The 15334-nt window shown below is 63.2% G+C and carries 12 protein-coding genes; 7 read left to right on the top strand and 5 right to left on the bottom strand.

Annotated features, from left to right (window positions below; translation table 11 throughout):
* The first annotated feature begins 3 nt into the window (after positions 1 to 3).
* Both B0G81_RS34245 and B0G81_RS34240 read left to right on the top strand, forming a co-directional pair.
* Positions 4 to 1353: an ATP-binding protein gene (locus B0G81_RS34245; protein ID WP_028196599.1), complete on the top strand. Its 1350-nt coding sequence runs from the start codon at positions 4 to 6 to the stop codon at positions 1351 to 1353.
* Positions 1354 to 1464: 111 nt separating this feature from the next.
* Complete coding sequence (locus tag B0G81_RS34240; RefSeq protein WP_106283504.1) at positions 1465 to 2013, top strand: peroxiredoxin; 549 nt, start codon at positions 1465 to 1467, stop codon at positions 2011 to 2013.
* A gap of 87 nt (positions 2014 to 2100) precedes the next feature.
* On the opposite strand, the gene ispF is transcribed toward B0G81_RS34240, so the two are convergent.
* Both ispF and ispD read right to left on the bottom strand, forming a co-directional pair.
* The gene (ispF, locus tag B0G81_RS34235; protein ID WP_116141200.1) at positions 2101 to 2580 is read right to left on the bottom strand and encodes a 2-C-methyl-D-erythritol 2,4-cyclodiphosphate synthase; all 480 of its coding nucleotides are present in this window, start codon (positions 2578 to 2580) and stop codon (positions 2101 to 2103) included.
* 46 nt (positions 2581 to 2626) lie between these two features.
* Positions 2627 to 3343, bottom strand: coding sequence for a 2-C-methyl-D-erythritol 4-phosphate cytidylyltransferase (gene ispD / locus B0G81_RS34230; protein ID WP_106283505.1), 717 nt, complete (start codon positions 3341 to 3343; stop codon positions 2627 to 2629).
* Between the two features lie 121 nt (positions 3344 to 3464).
* On the opposite strand from ispD, the gene mfd reads away from it, so the two are divergent.
* The 4 genes from mfd (at position 3465) to mscL (ending at position 9959) form a co-directional block, all read left to right on the top strand.
* Positions 3465 to 6947, top strand: a complete 3483-nt coding sequence (gene mfd, locus B0G81_RS34225) for a transcription-repair coupling factor (RefSeq protein ID WP_134141623.1) — start codon at positions 3465 to 3467, stop codon at positions 6945 to 6947.
* 161 nt (positions 6948 to 7108) lie between these two features.
* On the top strand, positions 7109 to 8335 hold the full coding sequence (gene argE / locus B0G81_RS34220) for an acetylornithine deacetylase (protein ID WP_134141619.1): 1227 nt from the start codon (positions 7109 to 7111) through the stop codon (positions 8333 to 8335).
* Between the two features lie 54 nt (positions 8336 to 8389).
* Complete coding sequence (locus B0G81_RS34215) at positions 8390 to 9424, top strand: threonine/serine dehydratase (RefSeq protein WP_134141617.1); 1035 nt, start codon at positions 8390 to 8392, stop codon at positions 9422 to 9424.
* An 88-nt stretch (positions 9425 to 9512) separates the two neighbouring features.
* On the top strand, positions 9513 to 9959 hold the full coding sequence (gene mscL / locus B0G81_RS34210; protein WP_106283509.1) for a large conductance mechanosensitive channel protein MscL: 447 nt from the start codon (positions 9513 to 9515) through the stop codon (positions 9957 to 9959).
* Positions 9960 to 10066: 107 nt separating this feature from the next.
* Here the strand turns inward: mscL and B0G81_RS34205 are convergent, their stop codons facing one another.
* From B0G81_RS34205 to B0G81_RS34195, 3 genes are all read right to left on the bottom strand, one after another.
* A complete protein-coding gene (locus B0G81_RS34205) occupies positions 10067 to 12040 on the bottom strand; it encodes a response regulator (RefSeq protein ID WP_134141615.1) in 1974 nt (657 codons plus the stop codon).
* 81 nt (positions 12041 to 12121) lie between these two features.
* Positions 12122 to 12628: a response regulator gene (locus B0G81_RS34200; protein WP_134141613.1), complete on the bottom strand. Its 507-nt coding sequence runs from the start codon at positions 12626 to 12628 to the stop codon at positions 12122 to 12124.
* Between the two features lie 79 nt (positions 12629 to 12707).
* Positions 12708 to 14327, bottom strand: coding sequence for an ATP-binding protein (locus B0G81_RS34195; protein WP_134141612.1), 1620 nt, complete (start codon positions 14325 to 14327; stop codon positions 12708 to 12710).
* A gap of 414 nt (positions 14328 to 14741) precedes the next feature.
* Here B0G81_RS34195 and B0G81_RS34190 point away from each other — a divergent pair, with 414 nt between their 5' ends.
* A complete protein-coding gene (locus B0G81_RS34190) occupies positions 14742 to 15236 on the top strand; it encodes a hypothetical protein (RefSeq protein WP_106283513.1) in 495 nt (164 codons plus the stop codon).
* The last annotated feature ends 98 nt before the right edge of the window (positions 15237 to 15334 follow it).

Here is a 15334-nt window from a genome sequence, read left to right as displayed (position 1 = left end):
CCCATGCGGATCGACCGGCGCCTCCTGACGCTCGCGTTCGGCGGCCTTTTCTGGCGGACCTTTCTGTTGATCGCGCTGTTGATCGCAGTCAGTCTCGCCGCGTGGTTCCAGAGCTTCCGGGTGATCGAACGCGAGCCGCGCGCGCAGCGCGTGGCGCTGCAGCTCGTCGCCATCGTCAAGCTCACGCGCACCGCACTCCTCTATTCCGATCCCGACCTGCGGCGCGCCCTGCTGCAGGATCTGGAAAGCAATGAAGGGGTGCGCGTGTATCCGCGCGAAACCACCGACAAGTACAAGCTCCAGCCCGACGAGTCGCTGAACCGGCTGATCGAACACGACATTCGCGGCCGCCTCGGCGACGACACCGTGATTGCCCAGAGCGTGAACGACATCCCCGGCGTGTGGATCAGCTTCAAGATCGACGACGACGACTACTGGGTCGCACTCGACCGTGATCAGCTCGACAACGCCACCGGTTTGCAATGGGCCGGCTGGGGCGTGTTCGCGCTGGCGCTGTCGCTGTTCGGCGCGGCCTTCATCACGAGTCTCGTGAACCGTCCGTTCGCTCGCCTCGCCATGGCCGCGCGCAAGGTCGGCTCCGGGCAGTCGCCCGAGCCGCTGCCTGAGCGCGGCATGGGCGTGGCCGCGGAAACCAATCGCAGTTTCAACCAGATGGTGCAGGACCTCGAACAGCTCGAGGCCGACCGCGCGCTGATGCTTGCCGGCATCTCGCACGACTTGCGCACTCCGCTCGCGCGGCTGCGGCTCGAAACCGAAATGAGCCCGTCGGACCAGGCCACCAAAGACGCTATGGTCGACGATATCGAGCAGATGGACATGATCATCGGCCGTTTCCTCGATTACGCGCGCCCGGTGCAGCGCGTGCCGGAGCCTGTCGATCTGTCCGTGATCGCGGGCGAGTTGGCCGCGCGCATGCAGAGCGAAGACAGCATGCGCCTGATCACGCGGCTGGCGCCGTCGGCGGTGATCGAGGCCGACGAGACCGACATGCGCCGGGTGGTCGGCAATCTGCTCGAAAACGCGCGCAAATATGGCTTGAGCGACGGCGACGGCATTCCGCACGTGATTCTGGAAACGCGTGTGTCGCACTCGCGGGTCGAGCTCTCGGTGGTCGACGAAGGGCCCGGCATTCCGGAAGACCAGTTATCGCTCGTCACACGGCCGTTCTACCGTGTGAATTCGGCGCGCACCCAAGCGAACGGCACGGGCCTTGGCATGGCCATCGTTCAACGCCTCGTGGGCCGTTACCGCGGCGCGCTGCGCTTGCGCAATCGCACGCCTGGACCGGGTCTCGAAGTCACCATCGAATTTCCGCTGGCCAAGGGCGCCTAACGGAACGGGCATCGCCCGATAGCGGCCAAAGCAGATAACGTGTAACGCGTTCGTTGCGACGAGTTAGTCGCTTCAGACATGCTGTTTTCCGACGCACGAAGGAGCACTCGCATGAAAACGGTCGGCGATAAAGTTGAAGCATTCACCGTCACGGCGGCGAAGCCGGGCTTCAACCATCATGAAGAGAACGGCATTTCGGCATTCGAAGAGATCACGGAGCAGTCGTTTCCGGGCAAATGGAAGATCATCTACTTCTACCCGAAGGATTTCTCGTTTGTGTGTCCGACGGAGATCGTCGAGTTCGGCAAGCTGGTCAGGGATTTCGAGGAACGTGACGCAGTGTTGATGGGCGGCAGCGTCGACAACGAATTCGTGAAGCTGGCATGGCGCCGCGAGAACAAGGACCTGAACAGGCTAAACCACTATTCCTTCGGCGACGTGAAGGGCGAGTTGATCGATCAGCTCGGCGTGCGTGACCAGGAAGCGGGTGTCGCCCTGCGCGCCACCTTCATCATCGATCCGGACAACACGATCCAGCATGTGTCGGTGAACAATCTGAACGTGGGCCGCAATCCGGAAGAAGTGCTGCGGATTCTGGACGGCCTGCAAACGGACGAGCTGTGCGCTTGCAACCGCCCAATCGGCGGCGCCACGCTCTGAGTCGTGCCGGTGAAAAGGCCGCCGCGCTTTTGAATGCGCGCGGCGCGACTGGACTGCCGTTGCTGCGCGCGCCCTGTAAAACCTGGCTCAGTTCTTGATCAGCAGAACCGCGGCCTGAGCTTCAATGCCCTCGCCTCGGCCGAGATAGCCGAGCTTTTCGTTGGTCTTGGCTTTGACGTTGACGCGCTCGAGCGGCAGACCGAGATCGGCGGCGATATTGGCGCGCATGCCTTCGATATGCGGCGCCAGCTTCGGCGCCTGCGCGACCACGCTGCTATCCACGTTGGCGATGGAAAATCCCGCCGCTTTCACGCGCGCGAAACATTCACGCAGCAACACGCGGCTGTCTGCGCCGGCAAACTTCGCGTCGGTGTCGGAAAAATGCCGGCCGATATCGCCCATCGCGGCGGCGCCGAAAATGGCGTCGGTAATGGCGTGCAGCAGCACGTCGGCATCCGAATGGCCGAGCAGACCGCGCTCATAAGGAATCGTCACGCCGCCGATAATCAACGGGCGTCCCGGCACCAACGCATGCACGTCATACCCTTGCCCAATTCTGAAATCCATATGCGTCAAGTCCTCAAGCCCGCTAATTAAAATTGAAATCGTCCAGTCAGGACGCAGCCGCCGGCCGGCTCAGAATCGCCTCGGCCAGATCGAAGTCTTCCGGATACGTCACCTTGAAGTTGCGCAAGCTGCCCTGCACCAGCTTCGGCGCGTGGCCCAGCCATTCGATCGCGCTCGCTTCGTCGGTCAGGTCGTGACCGTCGGCCTGCGCGCGCAGGATCGCCTCGCGCAGCATGCCGATGCGGAACATCTGCGGCGTCTGCGCCTGCCACAAGCCGTCGCGCGCCTCGGTGCGGGCGATCCGGCCATCGGAAGAAGCCGCGTCGATGCGCTTCAGCGTGTCCGCCACGGGCAAGGCCATGATGCCGCCCACCGGGTCGTCCTTCAGCGCGCCGACTAGCGTGCGGATCAGCGCGGGCGTGATGCCGGGGCGCGCCGCGTCGTGTACCAGCACCCAGTCGTCGTCACGCGCGCCGAACTCGACGAGCGCATGCAGGCCGTTGAGCACCGATGCCTGGCGCGAGGCCCCGCCGCTGCGGCGCACGGCGAAACGCAAGCCGCCGAAGCGGCGGCCGTCGAAATGAGCGTCGTCCGGAGCGATCACGACGAGGGTTTGCGCAAACTCGCTGCAGGCGTCGAAGGCCGCCAGCGAGTAGTGCAACATGTCGCGGCCGGCAACAGTGCGATATTGTTTGGGCATCGCGGCGCCGGAACGGCTGCCGGTGCCAGCGCACGGAATCAGGGCAAATAGACGGGAAGTCACGAGTGCGGATGCCGCGAAGTCAAAGTAAAGGATGGATTTTATAATAGGTCCTTCGCATCCACGCCCCGACGCGCGTAAACTTGCCGGTCACGTGTGAGCCTGAGGCCGCTTTTTCTCTTCTATGCCAGACATCGCCGCATCATCGCAGTACTCCCCGCCCGTCGCGCTCGTCAAGGCCGGCCAGCGTTTCGCCTTCGACGGCACGCACGGCTCGTCCGACGCGCTGCTGATCGCCCGCTACCATCTCGCCTATCGCGAGCAGGTGCCGCTGCTCGCGGTCGTGTGCGAAAGCGCCGTCGATGCGCAGCGTCTTGCGCAGGAAATCGGCTTTTTCGCGCCCGAGGCGCGTGTGCGTCTGCTGCCGGACTGGGAAACGCTCCCTTACGACACCTTTTCGCCGCATCAGGATCTGGTTTCGGAGCGTCTCGCCACGCTGCACGATCTCGGCGAAGGCCGCTGCGACATCCTGCTGGTGCCCGCCACGACGGCGCTGTACAGGATGCCGCCCGCCTCGTTCCTGGCGGCTTACACGTTCTCCTTTTCACAAGGTCAGCGGCTCGACGAAGCCAAACTCAAGGCGCAATTGACGCTGGCCGGCTACGAACACGTGAGCCAGGTGGTGCGTCCGGGCGAATACTGCGTGCGCGGCTCGCTGCTCGATCTCTATCCGATGGGCTCGCCCTTGCCCTACCGGATCGACCTGTTCGACGACCAGGTCGACTCGATCCGCGCGTTCGACCCGGATACGCAGCGCAGCCTCTACCCGGTGAAAGACGTGCGCCTGCTGCCCGGCCGCGAGTTTCCGTTCGACGAAGCCGCCCGCACCGCCTTCCGCAGCCGCTGGCGCGAGACCTTCGAGGGCGACCCGAGCCGCGCGTCGATCTATAAGGACATCGGCAACGGCGTGCCGTCGGCGGGGATCGAATACTACCTGCCGCTGTTTTTCGAAGACACGGCCACGCTGTTCCATTACCTGCCCGAAGGCGCGCAACTGGCGTTCGTCGGCGATCTCGAAGCGGCGATCCGGCGCTTTACCAACGACACGAAGCAGCGCTACAACTTCCTCTCGCACGACCGCGACCGGCCAATTCTGGAGCCGCAGCGTCTGTTCCTGTCGGACGAGGATTTCTTCACGCTCGCCAAGCCGTTCGCGCGGCTCTCATTGCCTGCGAACGCCGGCGGCGGCTGGTCCACGCCATTGCCGAATCTCGCGATCGACCGTCATGCGGAAGATCCGGTTTCGGCCTTGCGCGCCTATCTCGACACCACGCCGAATCGCGTGCTGTTCGCCACCGAATCGGCGGGCCGGCGCGAAACGCTGCTGCAATTGCTCGCCGACAATCATCTGCGGCCGGTATCGAGCGACAGCTTCCAGGACTGGCTGACGAGCGACGAGCGCTTTTCATTGGGCGTCGCGCCACTCGCCAACGGCTTTGCGGTGCCGGTCGACGGCATCGCGATCATCACCGAGACCGAGCTGTATGGTCCGCTCGCGCGTCGCGCGGGGCGCCGCCGTCAGGAACAGGCGAGCAACGTCGATTCGATGGTGCGCGATCTGTCCGAGCTCAAGGTGGGCGATCCGGTCGTGCATTCGCAGCACGGCATCGGCCGCTATATGGGACTCGTCACCATGGATCTCGGCGAGGGCGAGACCGAGTTCCTGCACCTCGAATACGCGGGCGATAGCAAGCTGTACGTTCCTGTCGCCCAGCTACACGTGATCTCGCGCTACAGCGGCGCCGATCCGGAAAGCGCGCCGCTGCATTCGCTCGGCTCCGGCCAGTGGGAAAAGGCCAAGCGCAAGGCCGCGCAACAGATCCGCGATACCGCGGCCGAACTGCTGAATCTCTACGCACGCCGCGCAGCACGTGAAGGCCACGCGTTCGCGCTCGAACCGAAAGACTACGTGAAGTTCGCGGAGAGCTTCGGCTTCGAGGAAACGCCGGACCAGGCCGCGGCGATCGCTGCCGTGATCGGCGACATGACGAGCGGCAAGCCGATGGATCGCCTCGTGTGCGGCGATGTCGGCTTCGGCAAGACCGAAGTGGCATTGCGCGCGGCGTTCATCGCGGTGATGGGCGGCAAACAGGTCGCGCTGCTCTCGCCCACTACGCTGCTCGCCGAGCAGCACACGCAGACTTTCAGCGACCGCTTCTCCGACTGGCCGGTGCGGATCGCCGAACTGTCGCGCTTCAAATCCACCAAGGAAGTCAGCGCGGCAATCCAGCAGATCAACGAAGGCACGGTCGATATCGTGATCGGCACGCACAAGTTGCTCTCGTCCGACGTGCAATTCAAGCGGCTGGGACTGGTGGTCATCGACGAGGAACACCGTTTTGGCGTGCGTCAGAAAGAGGCCTTGAAGGCCTTGCGTGCCGAAGTGGACGTGCTCACGCTGACCGCCACGCCGATTCCGCGTACGCTCGGCATGGCGCTCGAAGGCCTGCGCGATTTCTCCGTGATCGCCACCGCGCCGCAGAAGCGCCTCGCGATCAAAACCTTCGTGCGCCGCGAGGAAGACAGTGTGATTCGCGAAGCCATGCTGCGCGAGTTGAAGCGCGGCGGCCAGGTCTACTTCCTGCACAACGAAGTCGAGACGATCGAGAATCGCCGGCAGATGCTCGAGGCGTTGGTGCCCGAAGCGCGTATCGCGGTCGCGCACGGCCAGATGCACGAACGCGAACTCGAACGCGTGATGCGCGACTTCGTTGCGCAACGCGCCAACGTGTTGTTGTGCACGACGATTATCGAAACCGGCATCGACGTGCCGAGCGCCAATACCATCCTGATTCATCGCGCCGACAAGTTCGGTCTCGCGCAATTGCATCAGTTGCGTGGCCGGGTGGGCCGTTCGCATCACCAGGCGTATTCGTATCTGCTCGTTCACGATCCGCAAGGGCTGACCAAACAGGCGCAGCGCCGGCTGGAGGCGATCCAGCAGATGGAGGAACTCGGCTCGGGCTTCTATCTGGCCATGCACGACCTCGAGATTCGCGGCACGGGTGAAGTGCTCGGCGATAAACAATCCGGCGAGATTCACGAGATCGGCTTCCAGCTCTACACCGACATGCTGAACGACGCGGTGAAGGCGCTCAAGGAAGGCAAGGAGCCGGACCTCACCGCGCCGCTCGCCGCGACCACCGAGATCAACCTGCATGCGCCGGCGATTCTCCCCGCGGACTATTGCGGCGATGTTCAAGAACGTCTGTCGCTCTACAAGCGGCTGGCTAATTGCGAGCACAACGATTCGATCGACAGCATTCAGGAAGAACTGATCGACCGCTTCGGCAAGCTGCCGCCGCAAGCGCATGCACTGGTGGAGACGCATCGTCTGCGGCTGGCGGCCAAACCGCTCGGCATTTCGAAGATCGATGCCGGCGAAGCGGTGATCGGCTTGCAGTTCATCCCCAACCCGCCCATCGACGCGATGCGGATCATCGAGATGGTGCAGAAACACAAGCACATCAAGCTCGCGGGTCAGGACAAGCTGCGTATCGAAACGCGCAGCCCCGATCTGGCGGTGCGTATCGCCACGGTCAAGGAAACCTTGCGCGCGCTCGGCACGCCGAGCCGCGGCACTGCGGCGAGCGCAGCCGCGCGATGAGTTCGTGCGATATGTGGCAGCGGCAGCGCTAGCGCAGCGTCGAAAACCGGGGTACGTCTAGCGTTTTTCCCATTCATGCTGCGGTGCGCAAACACGCACCGCAGCATACGGGCGTCTTTTTTTTGGGTATGATCGAAAGACTCAAATGCCGGAGTCTTGTCATGTCTCATGTCGCTGAAACAGCGCAGTCCACGCCGCAGTCCACCTCATCTTCGCCCGTTTCGCTCCCGTGGGTCACCCGCCTCGTGTCGATGGACACGGTCAGCCGCAATCCGAATCTTGGTCTGATCGAAACGGTGCGCGACGAATTGCGTGCGGTCGGCGTCGAGGCCACGCTCACGCACGACTCAAGCGGCAAATGGGCCAACCTGTTCGCGACGATCCCCGCGCACGACGGCGAAACGAACGGCGGCGTGGTGCTGTCGGGCCATACCGACGTGGTGCCGGTTGACGGCCAGCAATGGGACAGCGATCCGTTCAAACCGGAAATTCGCGGCGACAATCTGTACGGCCGCGGCACCTGCGACATGAAAGGTTTCATTGGCGCGGCGCTGACGCTTGTGCCGGAAATGCAACGCACCAAACTCGCCAAGCCGATTCACTTTGCGCTCTCCTTCGACGAAGAAGTGGGCTGCGCCGGCGCGCCGCTCCTGATCGCCGACCTGATGAAGCGCGGCGTGAAGCCGGACGGCTGCATCGTCGGTGAGCCGACCAGCATGCGGCCAATCGTGGCGCACAAAGGCATCAATGCCTACCAGTGCTGCGTGCGCGGCCAGGCGGCGCATTCGTCGCTAACGCCGAAGGGTTTGAACGCGATCGAATACGCCGCGCGGCTGATCTGCTATATCCGCGACATGGCCGATCAATTCCGCGAGCAAGGCCCGTTCGACGAACTGTACGACGTGCCCTTCACCACCGCGCAAACCAGCACGATCGTCGGTGGCAACGCGATCAATACCGTGCCGGCCGAATGCAAGTTCCAGTTCGAGTTCCGCAACCTGCCCACGCTCGATCCCGAGCCGATCTTCGCGCGCATCGATCAATATGCACGCGAAACGCTGCTGCCGAAAATGTTGCGCGAGCATCCATCGGCGGCAATCGAGATCACGAAGATCGCCGCGGCGCCGGGTCTCGATTCGTCTGAACAAGCTGCCGTCACGCAACTGGTGCGCGCGTTGACCGCCGATCAGGACAAACGCAAGGTGGCCTACGGCACGGAAGCCGGTCTGTTCTCGCTGGCGGGCATTCCAAGCATTGTTTGCGGACCCGGCAACATCGAGCAGGCGCACAAGCCCAACGAATTCGTCGCGCTGGATCAGTTGGTGGCGTGCGAGCGTTTCCTGCACAAATTCATTCACAGCATGTCGGTCAACGCGCACGCGCACTGAAACCGGCGCACGTAGAACGAGTCTTACCCATACCGAGCCACGCACGCCAACGCCATGTCCACCGCCACGCCGCAACACACCGACCATACGATCGACGGCGAGCCGATCCCCACGCTCGACGACATCGCCGCACAGCACTTTGCGTTGACGCCGTGGGTGGCGCGAACGCCGGTGTTCGACAGGGCGGACTTTCCGTCGCTCGAAGGCACGGTGGTGAATTTCAAGTTCGAGTTGTTGCAGGCGGGCGGTAGCTTCAAGGCGCGCGGTGCGTTCACCAACCTGCTCGCACTCGACGAAGCACAGCGCAGCGCAGGCGTCACGTGCGTGTCGGGCGGCAATCATGCGGTGGCGGTCGCGTATGCGGCCATGCGCCTCGGCATCGGCGCCAAGGTCGTGCTGTTTCACGCGGCCAATCCGGCGCGCGTGGCGCTGTGCCGGCAATACCGCGCCGAAATCGTGTTCGCGCAGGACATTGCCGAGGCATTCGAACTGGTGCGCCGGATCGAGGCCGAAGAAGGCCGCTATTTCGTGCATCCGTTCAACGGCTATCGGACGGTGCTGGGTTCGGCCACGCTCGGCTACGAGTGGGCCACGCAAACACCGGATCTCGAAGCGGTGATCGTGCCGATCGGCGGCGGCGGCCTCGCGGCGGGTGTGGCAACCGCCATGCGCCTGGCGAATCCGAACGTGCATGTGTATGGCGTGGAACCCGAAGGCGCGGATGTCATGGGCAAGAGTTTCGCCGCCAATCACACAGTCAAGATGCGCCAGATGCACGGCATTGCCGACTCGCTCATGTCGCCGCATACCGAGGAATACAGCTACGAATTGTGCCGGCGGCATATCGATCAGCTCGTCACGGTATCGGATGACCAATTGCGCGCGGCCATGCTGACCTTGTTCGGACAACTGAAGCTCGCCGTCGAGCCGGCCTGCGCCGCGGCGACCGCCGGCTTGCTCGGCCCGTTGCGCGAACAGCTGCAAGGCAAACGCGTGGGCGTACTGTTGTGCGGCACCAATACAGACCCAGTCACGTTTGCCGCGCATATAGAACACGCACGGCATAGCGAGCCACTGTTTCCACAATAAAAAACAATCCTCGCCGTTCTGGCCAAAAGACTAGCCTATCTTTCTCAGGTTGGTATCATTCGAATATCGACTTCTGGGAGGAACCTCTATGAGCATGGTCAAGGAATTCAAGGAATTTGCCCTCAAGGGCAACGTGATGGATCTGGCAGTCGGTGTGATCATCGGCGGCGCGTTCTCCACCATCGTCAATTCAATTGTTAAAGACCTGATCATGCCGGTTGTCGGGCTCGCCACCGGCGGCCTCGACTTCTCCAATAAGTTCGTTCGCCTCGGTCCCATTCCGCCCACCTTCAAGGGCAGCCCCGAGTCGTATAAAGACTTGCAAACGGCGGGCGTTGCCGTATTCGGTTACGGCTCGTTCATCACCGTGCTGATCAACTTCGTGATTCTCGCGTTCATCATTTTCCTGATGGTCAAGTTCATCAACAATTTGCGTAAGCCGGCCGAAGCCGCGCCGGCGGAACCGCCGCCGACGCCGGAAGACGTGCTGCTGCTGCGTGAAATCCGCGATTCGTTAAAGAACTCACCGCGCTAACTTTCCGGCGCGTCAGCGGAAGTCAGTCATAAGCAAAAGGCCTGTTGCGATCCCGATCGCAACAGGCCTTTTTGCCTTCTTTGGGCCAATGCCGGCGGCCTCGACGCTCACGCGTCCCGCTGCTCCTTCTGAGTCACCGCGACTTCGATCATCGTCTCGAGCTGACTGAAATTGACCGGCTTGGTCAGATGCGAGGTGAAACCGGCGCTCAGGCAACGACGCACGTCTTCGTCGGTGCCGAAGCCGGTCAATGCGACCGCGGGCGCGTCCGAGTGTTCGCGAAACGCTTTGATGAAGTCGAGACCGGTACCGTCGGGCAATCCTACGTCGCTGACGATCAGATCGAAGGTCTGCGATTGCGTGGCGGCTAATGCATCGTCGACCCGGCCCACGGTCGTGACTTCATGGCCGAGGCTGCGAATCAGTTGCTCCATGACTTCGGCGGTGTCCACATGGTCTTCGATCAGCAGGATGTTCAGCAGGCCGCCCGAATGCACTTCGTCGGGCACCACGACCGGCGAAGTCACCTGCGGCGCCGCGGCCGTCGGCAAGGTAATCGTGAAGGTCGCGCCGCAGTGCGCGCCCGGGCTTTGCGCGGTCACCGTGCCGCCGTGCACGTCGGTCAACGCCTTCGTGATCGCGAGACCGAGGCCGAGGCCGCCGAACTGCCGCGTCATGTTCTGGTTGCCTTGCTCGAACGCGTTGAAGAGTTTGCCGATCTGGTCGGGCTCGATGCCGATCCCCGTATCTTCGACCGAGATCTGCACGTGCATGCGTTCGTCGCGCGTGCGCACATAAATATGGCCGCCGTCCGGCGTGAACTTGGCGGCGTTGCGAATCAGGTTCCACAGCATCTGCTGCAGCCGCGCGCGATCGGCCAGCACGTAATGATGCTGCGCGTCTTTATGGACGTGCACGTCCTGCTGCTTGACCTGAATCTCGCTGCGAAACAGTTCGAGCACGCTGTCTATCACGTCGTGCACGTCGACGGTTTCCAGCGACAGCCGCAGCTTACCGTTCGCCACGCGCGTGAGATCGAGCAGGTCGTCGATCAGCCGCGCTTCGAGTTCGACGTTGCGACGGATCATGCGCACGCTCGCTCGCGCCTGATCGGGCAGACCCGGAATCATTTCCAACACGCTGGCGCCGGCTAGCACCGGCGTGAGCGGCGTGCGCAATTCGTGCGACAGCATGGCCAGAAATCGGTCTTTGGCGCGATTGGCTTCTTCGGCGGTCTGGCGGGCGGCCTGCTCCGACGCCAGCAGCCGTTCGCGCTCCTCGGCCGCCTCGCGTTGAGAATGAATGTCCGTGCAACTGCCGAACCATTTGCTGACGTTGCCCTCGGCGTCGCGCATCGCCACCACGCGCAAGTCGAACCAGCGATATTCGCCGTCGTAACGGCGAATCCGCAACTCGTGCCGGTAGTCGCCGGCGTTGCCCGACACCGTTTTGAGCCAGCTACGGCGAATCTCTTCGCGGTCGTCCGGATGCACGGCATCGAGCCAGGCAAGACCGTACGAACAGCTTTCAGCGACGCCCGTGTAGTCGTACCACTGCTTGGACAGAAAATCACAGTCGCCCGTGGCATTGCAGGTCATGACAAGGTGCGGCAACGCCTCCGACAAGGTGCGGTAATGCTGCTCGCGATCGCGCAGCAGTAAGGCTTCGTCCGACGCGCGCTGCAGGCGCACTTGCGAGAGCACCCGTTCGACGGCTTCGGGCAGGTAATCGAGGTAATCGCCGGATTTCGGCACGACGTCGGACACGCCCGAGCGCAGCGCTTCGATAACACGCGATTCGTCGGTAAAGCCGGTCACGAGGATGGCGGGAATCCGCACGCCTTCCGCGCGCAGACGGCGAAAGAAGTCCAGCCCGGTTTCCGGCCCGCTCAGTTGGTAGTCGAGCACCAGCAAGTCGGGGCCGCCTGCCGCGAGCCGTTCACGGGCCGCTTCGACGCCGGCGCAGATTGCGACCCGGCAGCCGGCGCGCTCGAGCGACTTGCGCGCGAGCCGCAGGATGCCTTCGTCGTCATCGACGACCAGCACGTAGGCGGCGGGCGGCACGGACACTTCTTCGGTCATGCGGAGTCTTCTCTGGCTAGGGTCAACAAGTGGTCTATCTTGTCACGAGCGTCTTTCGGCCGGCTTCATGCGAACCTTCCATCACGGCGCCGCGAGACGATGCCCTGAAGGCAGCTTGACCACTTGCAGGAAAAAACCGAGGCGGCGCACGGCTTCGATAAACGCATCGTATTCGACGGGCTTGGTGATGTAGACATTGCAGCCGAGTTCGTAGCAACGCGCGATTTCGCGCGGGTCGTCGGTCGTGGTCAGGACGATCACCGGCACGGCGGCCGTCTGCGGCGATTCTTTCAGACGCCGCAAGACTTCGAAGCCGTCCACCCGCGGCATTTTCAGATCGAGCAGCACGACGAAATTCATCAAATCTTCACGCGCGGGGACAGCGCTGTTAGCGGGATCGGCCGGGGAACTCGCGGCGTCGGCCGTTGACGGCGCCGGGCCGAAGAAATAATCGAGCGCCTGCTGGCCGTCGCGAAAGCGCACGAAACCGTTCGAAATCCCGGCACGGCGCAAATTGCGTTCGACCAGCGTGGCGTGGCCGTCGTCGTCTTCGATCAGTACGATGCTGACCGTTTCCCCGTGATTCATATGCTCTCCGTGCTCAACGATGGGTTGATGCCCGCCGCTTGTGATTATCCGCGCCGCCGCCCTCTTTGCCTGCTCAAGTTCAAAGACGCGCGGGCTGTTCCGGCAACACCACGAAAAACGTCGACCCCGCGCCCTCCGCCGACTCGACCCACACGCGGCCTCCATGCCGTTCCACCGTGCGACGCACCACCGCGAGACCGATGCCGTCGCCGTTCGCGACGTCGCCGTGCAGGCGCTGAAACGCCCGGAACACTTTCGACATATACGCGGCCGGAATGCCAAGGCCATTGTCGCGCACATAATACGTGCGCATGCGGACCGCGCGCGGCTCGCCTGCCTCGGCCGGCTCGACCGGTTCGGGTTCTAGCGCGCCGACTTCAATGCGCCCGTTGCGCGCCGGGTCGAGATAATTCAGCGCGTTGCCGATCAGATTGCTGAAAATCTGTTCGATCGCGCCGGGGTCGCCCCATGCGGGCGGCAAATCGCGCACGGTCACCACCGCGGCATGCTGCCCGATCGCACCCTGGAGCGCGTCGACCACCCGGCCCACCACGCGCCCGACGCTCACACGCTGCCATTGGTATTCGAGCCGGCCCGCGCGTGAAATACGCAGCAGTGCGTCGATGATCGACGCGGCCCGCGTCACTGCCGTGCGCAAATATTGCAAGGACTCGCGCATCTCGCCATCGAGAATATGCGCCATGCGTCGATGCTCGGCTGGCGGCAATTTTGCCGCCTCGACGACGCTGTCCAGCTCGTCGCACGAGACCTGCAGTTCCTTCGAGAAGCCTTGCAGATTCACCAACGGCGAACGCAGATCGTGCGATACGCTGTAGATGAACATTTCATTATCTTGCGTCTCCTGACGCAGTTCCTCGTTGACGCCCGCCAGTTCCCGCGCGCGCGCTTCGAGCCGCGTCTTGAGCATGGCCTGCTCGGCTTCCGCCGCACGCAGGCGTGCGCCCGTTTGATGCAGCACGGTGTCGAGCGCGGCAATTTCGTCCTTACCCGACAGCGCCGGCGCCAGCGTGCGCCCACTGCCTAAACGCTCGGCGTTCTCGGTCAGCACTTCAAGCCGCCGGCCGATGCTGCGCGCAAAGGCCACCGCGGTGGCGGCCCAGATCAGCATCGAGCCCAGCACGGCGCCGATCAGCGCGTATTGCTGACGGTCGCGGCGCCGCGCGAGCGCGGCCGAGCGTTCAGCGTCGAGCCGCGACGCCTCGTCGCCGAACGCCGCGAGTTCATCGCGAAACACGGCGATCTGCTGTGGCAACGCGCCAGTCTCCAGCGCCGCAAACGACGTCGGACGACGCCCTTCGCGCAGCGCCTGCGAGATCGCGACGGTTTGTGTGCGGTACGCGTCGATCGCCCGCTGCATCTTGTGCACGCGCTCGACCTGTTGCGGCGTGCCGGCGACCAGCACCTCGAGATTCGACAGCCGGTCGCCCAGATCGACCCACACGGTATGGCGGTCGATCAGCGACGCGTCGCCGATCACCATGCCCGTGCGAACCCGCGCCGTCTGACGCAGCAGCGGATCGACGATGGCCGACGACTGATAGAGAATCTGCTTGCTGTTGGTGACCCACTGCGCGGCCTGCGCTGTCTGCTCCTGGGTATCGAAGACGACCCCAAGAAGCGCCAGCTCGACCGCGCTCGGCACTGCAATCAGCAGCAGACCCTTGGTGAATAGTTTCATGTTCGCCCGAAGGGTCGCAAAGGGTCGCTCAAGCGGTCGATCAAGCCGCGGTGGTGCGCGTGACCGGCCACGCAGCGCCGCGCCGGCGGGACATTGCGGTGTGATATCGGCGAGCTCGGTGTAGGGCAGCCGGACGGGCCATTATCGACGTGAATTCGAGATATTTCAACGTGCCGGCAAGATGCGCCGCCCCACACAAAAATGACTTTTTTATTGGTATGAGATGATTTTTCGACGCCACGTGCGTCTATGATGGAAACAGGTGGGCTGGGAAGCGAAAGCGCGCGGCGAGGCGGTTCGGCATGATTCGTGCGGGAGGCGGTGGGGCGGCGTTGTTGTCGAATCACCGTGAATCCGACCTTGTCGTATGCTATAAAAGATCGACGTGCGGCGCGCGAAGCCGGGAGTGGTCGCATGAGGACGCTGCGTTTCTTGCAATTCTTTTTCAGGCGAATTTTTATGTCCTTCCCGAAAAAGCGTAGACGCGCGAAGGTGGACGGCGATGAGTCGTTCCTCGCGGTACTACGGCATTTCAAGCCGTTCGGTCAGCTCGACACCAAGATTGCGCGTGCTCGCGCGCAAGACGAGCCGGTCCTTTATGCGCACGTGCTGCCGGGACTCGATGTACTCCTGTGCAGTGTGCGTGGCGCACAACCGCCCTATCCGGCACCCGCCGAGTTACGGCGCCGTTGCATCGAATCCATTACCAATGCGCTGGAGCAGCCGCTCGACGGTCTCGAGAACGGCGGCTACTGGTATGAGGCCGACGGCTTCGGCTTTCTGGTGTTTGCCAGCCGGGCTCGCGCCAGGATCCTGACGGAATTCGGCGCGACTCGCGTAGGCGGTGCGCGTCGCGGGGTGCGTCGTCAGGATGCTGCTGGAGACGCCGCGCCGCGCTCGCTCAGGTAGACCTTTAGCTTTACGGCTGCGCTTCACGCTCGCAACACCGTCTGTTCACACAGTTCGTCACACGGTGTTGCGCCATCACCTTTCCTTGATTCGACTTG

The sequence above is a fragment of the Paraburkholderia sp. BL6665CI2N2 genome (assembly GCF_004366535.1).
Classification (GTDB): domain Bacteria; phylum Pseudomonadota; class Gammaproteobacteria; order Burkholderiales; family Burkholderiaceae; genus Paraburkholderia.
Note: the sequence above shows the minus strand (reverse complement) of the source record. Positions and strands in the feature narration are given on the sequence as shown.

Bases quoted from the DNA above. Each gene is read 5' to 3' on its own strand.
- B0G81_RS34190 (WP_106283513.1), top strand. From the start codon at position 14,742: ATGAGGACGCTGCGTTTCTTGCAATTCTTTTTCAGGCGAATTTTTATG.
- ispF (WP_116141200.1), bottom strand. From the start codon at position 2,580: ATGGATTTCAGAATTGGGCAAGGGTATGACGTGCATGCGTTGGTGCCG.
- B0G81_RS34205 (WP_134141615.1), bottom strand. From the start codon at position 12,040: ATGACCGAAGAAGTGTCCGTGCCGCCCGCCGCCTACGTGCTGGTCGTC.
- B0G81_RS34215 (WP_134141617.1), top strand. From the start codon at position 8,390: ATGTCCACCGCCACGCCGCAACACACCGACCATACGATCGACGGCGAG.
- B0G81_RS34200 (WP_134141613.1), bottom strand. From the start codon at position 12,628: ATGAATCACGGGGAAACGGTCAGCATCGTACTGATCGAAGACGACGAC.
- B0G81_RS34240 (WP_106283504.1), top strand. From the start codon at position 1,465: ATGAAAACGGTCGGCGATAAAGTTGAAGCATTCACCGTCACGGCGGCG.
- B0G81_RS34245 (WP_028196599.1), top strand. From the start codon at position 4: ATGCGGATCGACCGGCGCCTCCTGACGCTCGCGTTCGGCGGCCTTTTC.
- mfd (WP_134141623.1), top strand. From the start codon at position 3,465: ATGCCAGACATCGCCGCATCATCGCAGTACTCCCCGCCCGTCGCGCTC.
- mscL (WP_106283509.1), top strand. From the start codon at position 9,513: ATGAGCATGGTCAAGGAATTCAAGGAATTTGCCCTCAAGGGCAACGTG.
- argE (WP_134141619.1), top strand. From the start codon at position 7,109: ATGTCTCATGTCGCTGAAACAGCGCAGTCCACGCCGCAGTCCACCTCA.
- B0G81_RS34195 (WP_134141612.1), bottom strand. From the start codon at position 14,327: ATGAAACTATTCACCAAGGGTCTGCTGCTGATTGCAGTGCCGAGCGCG.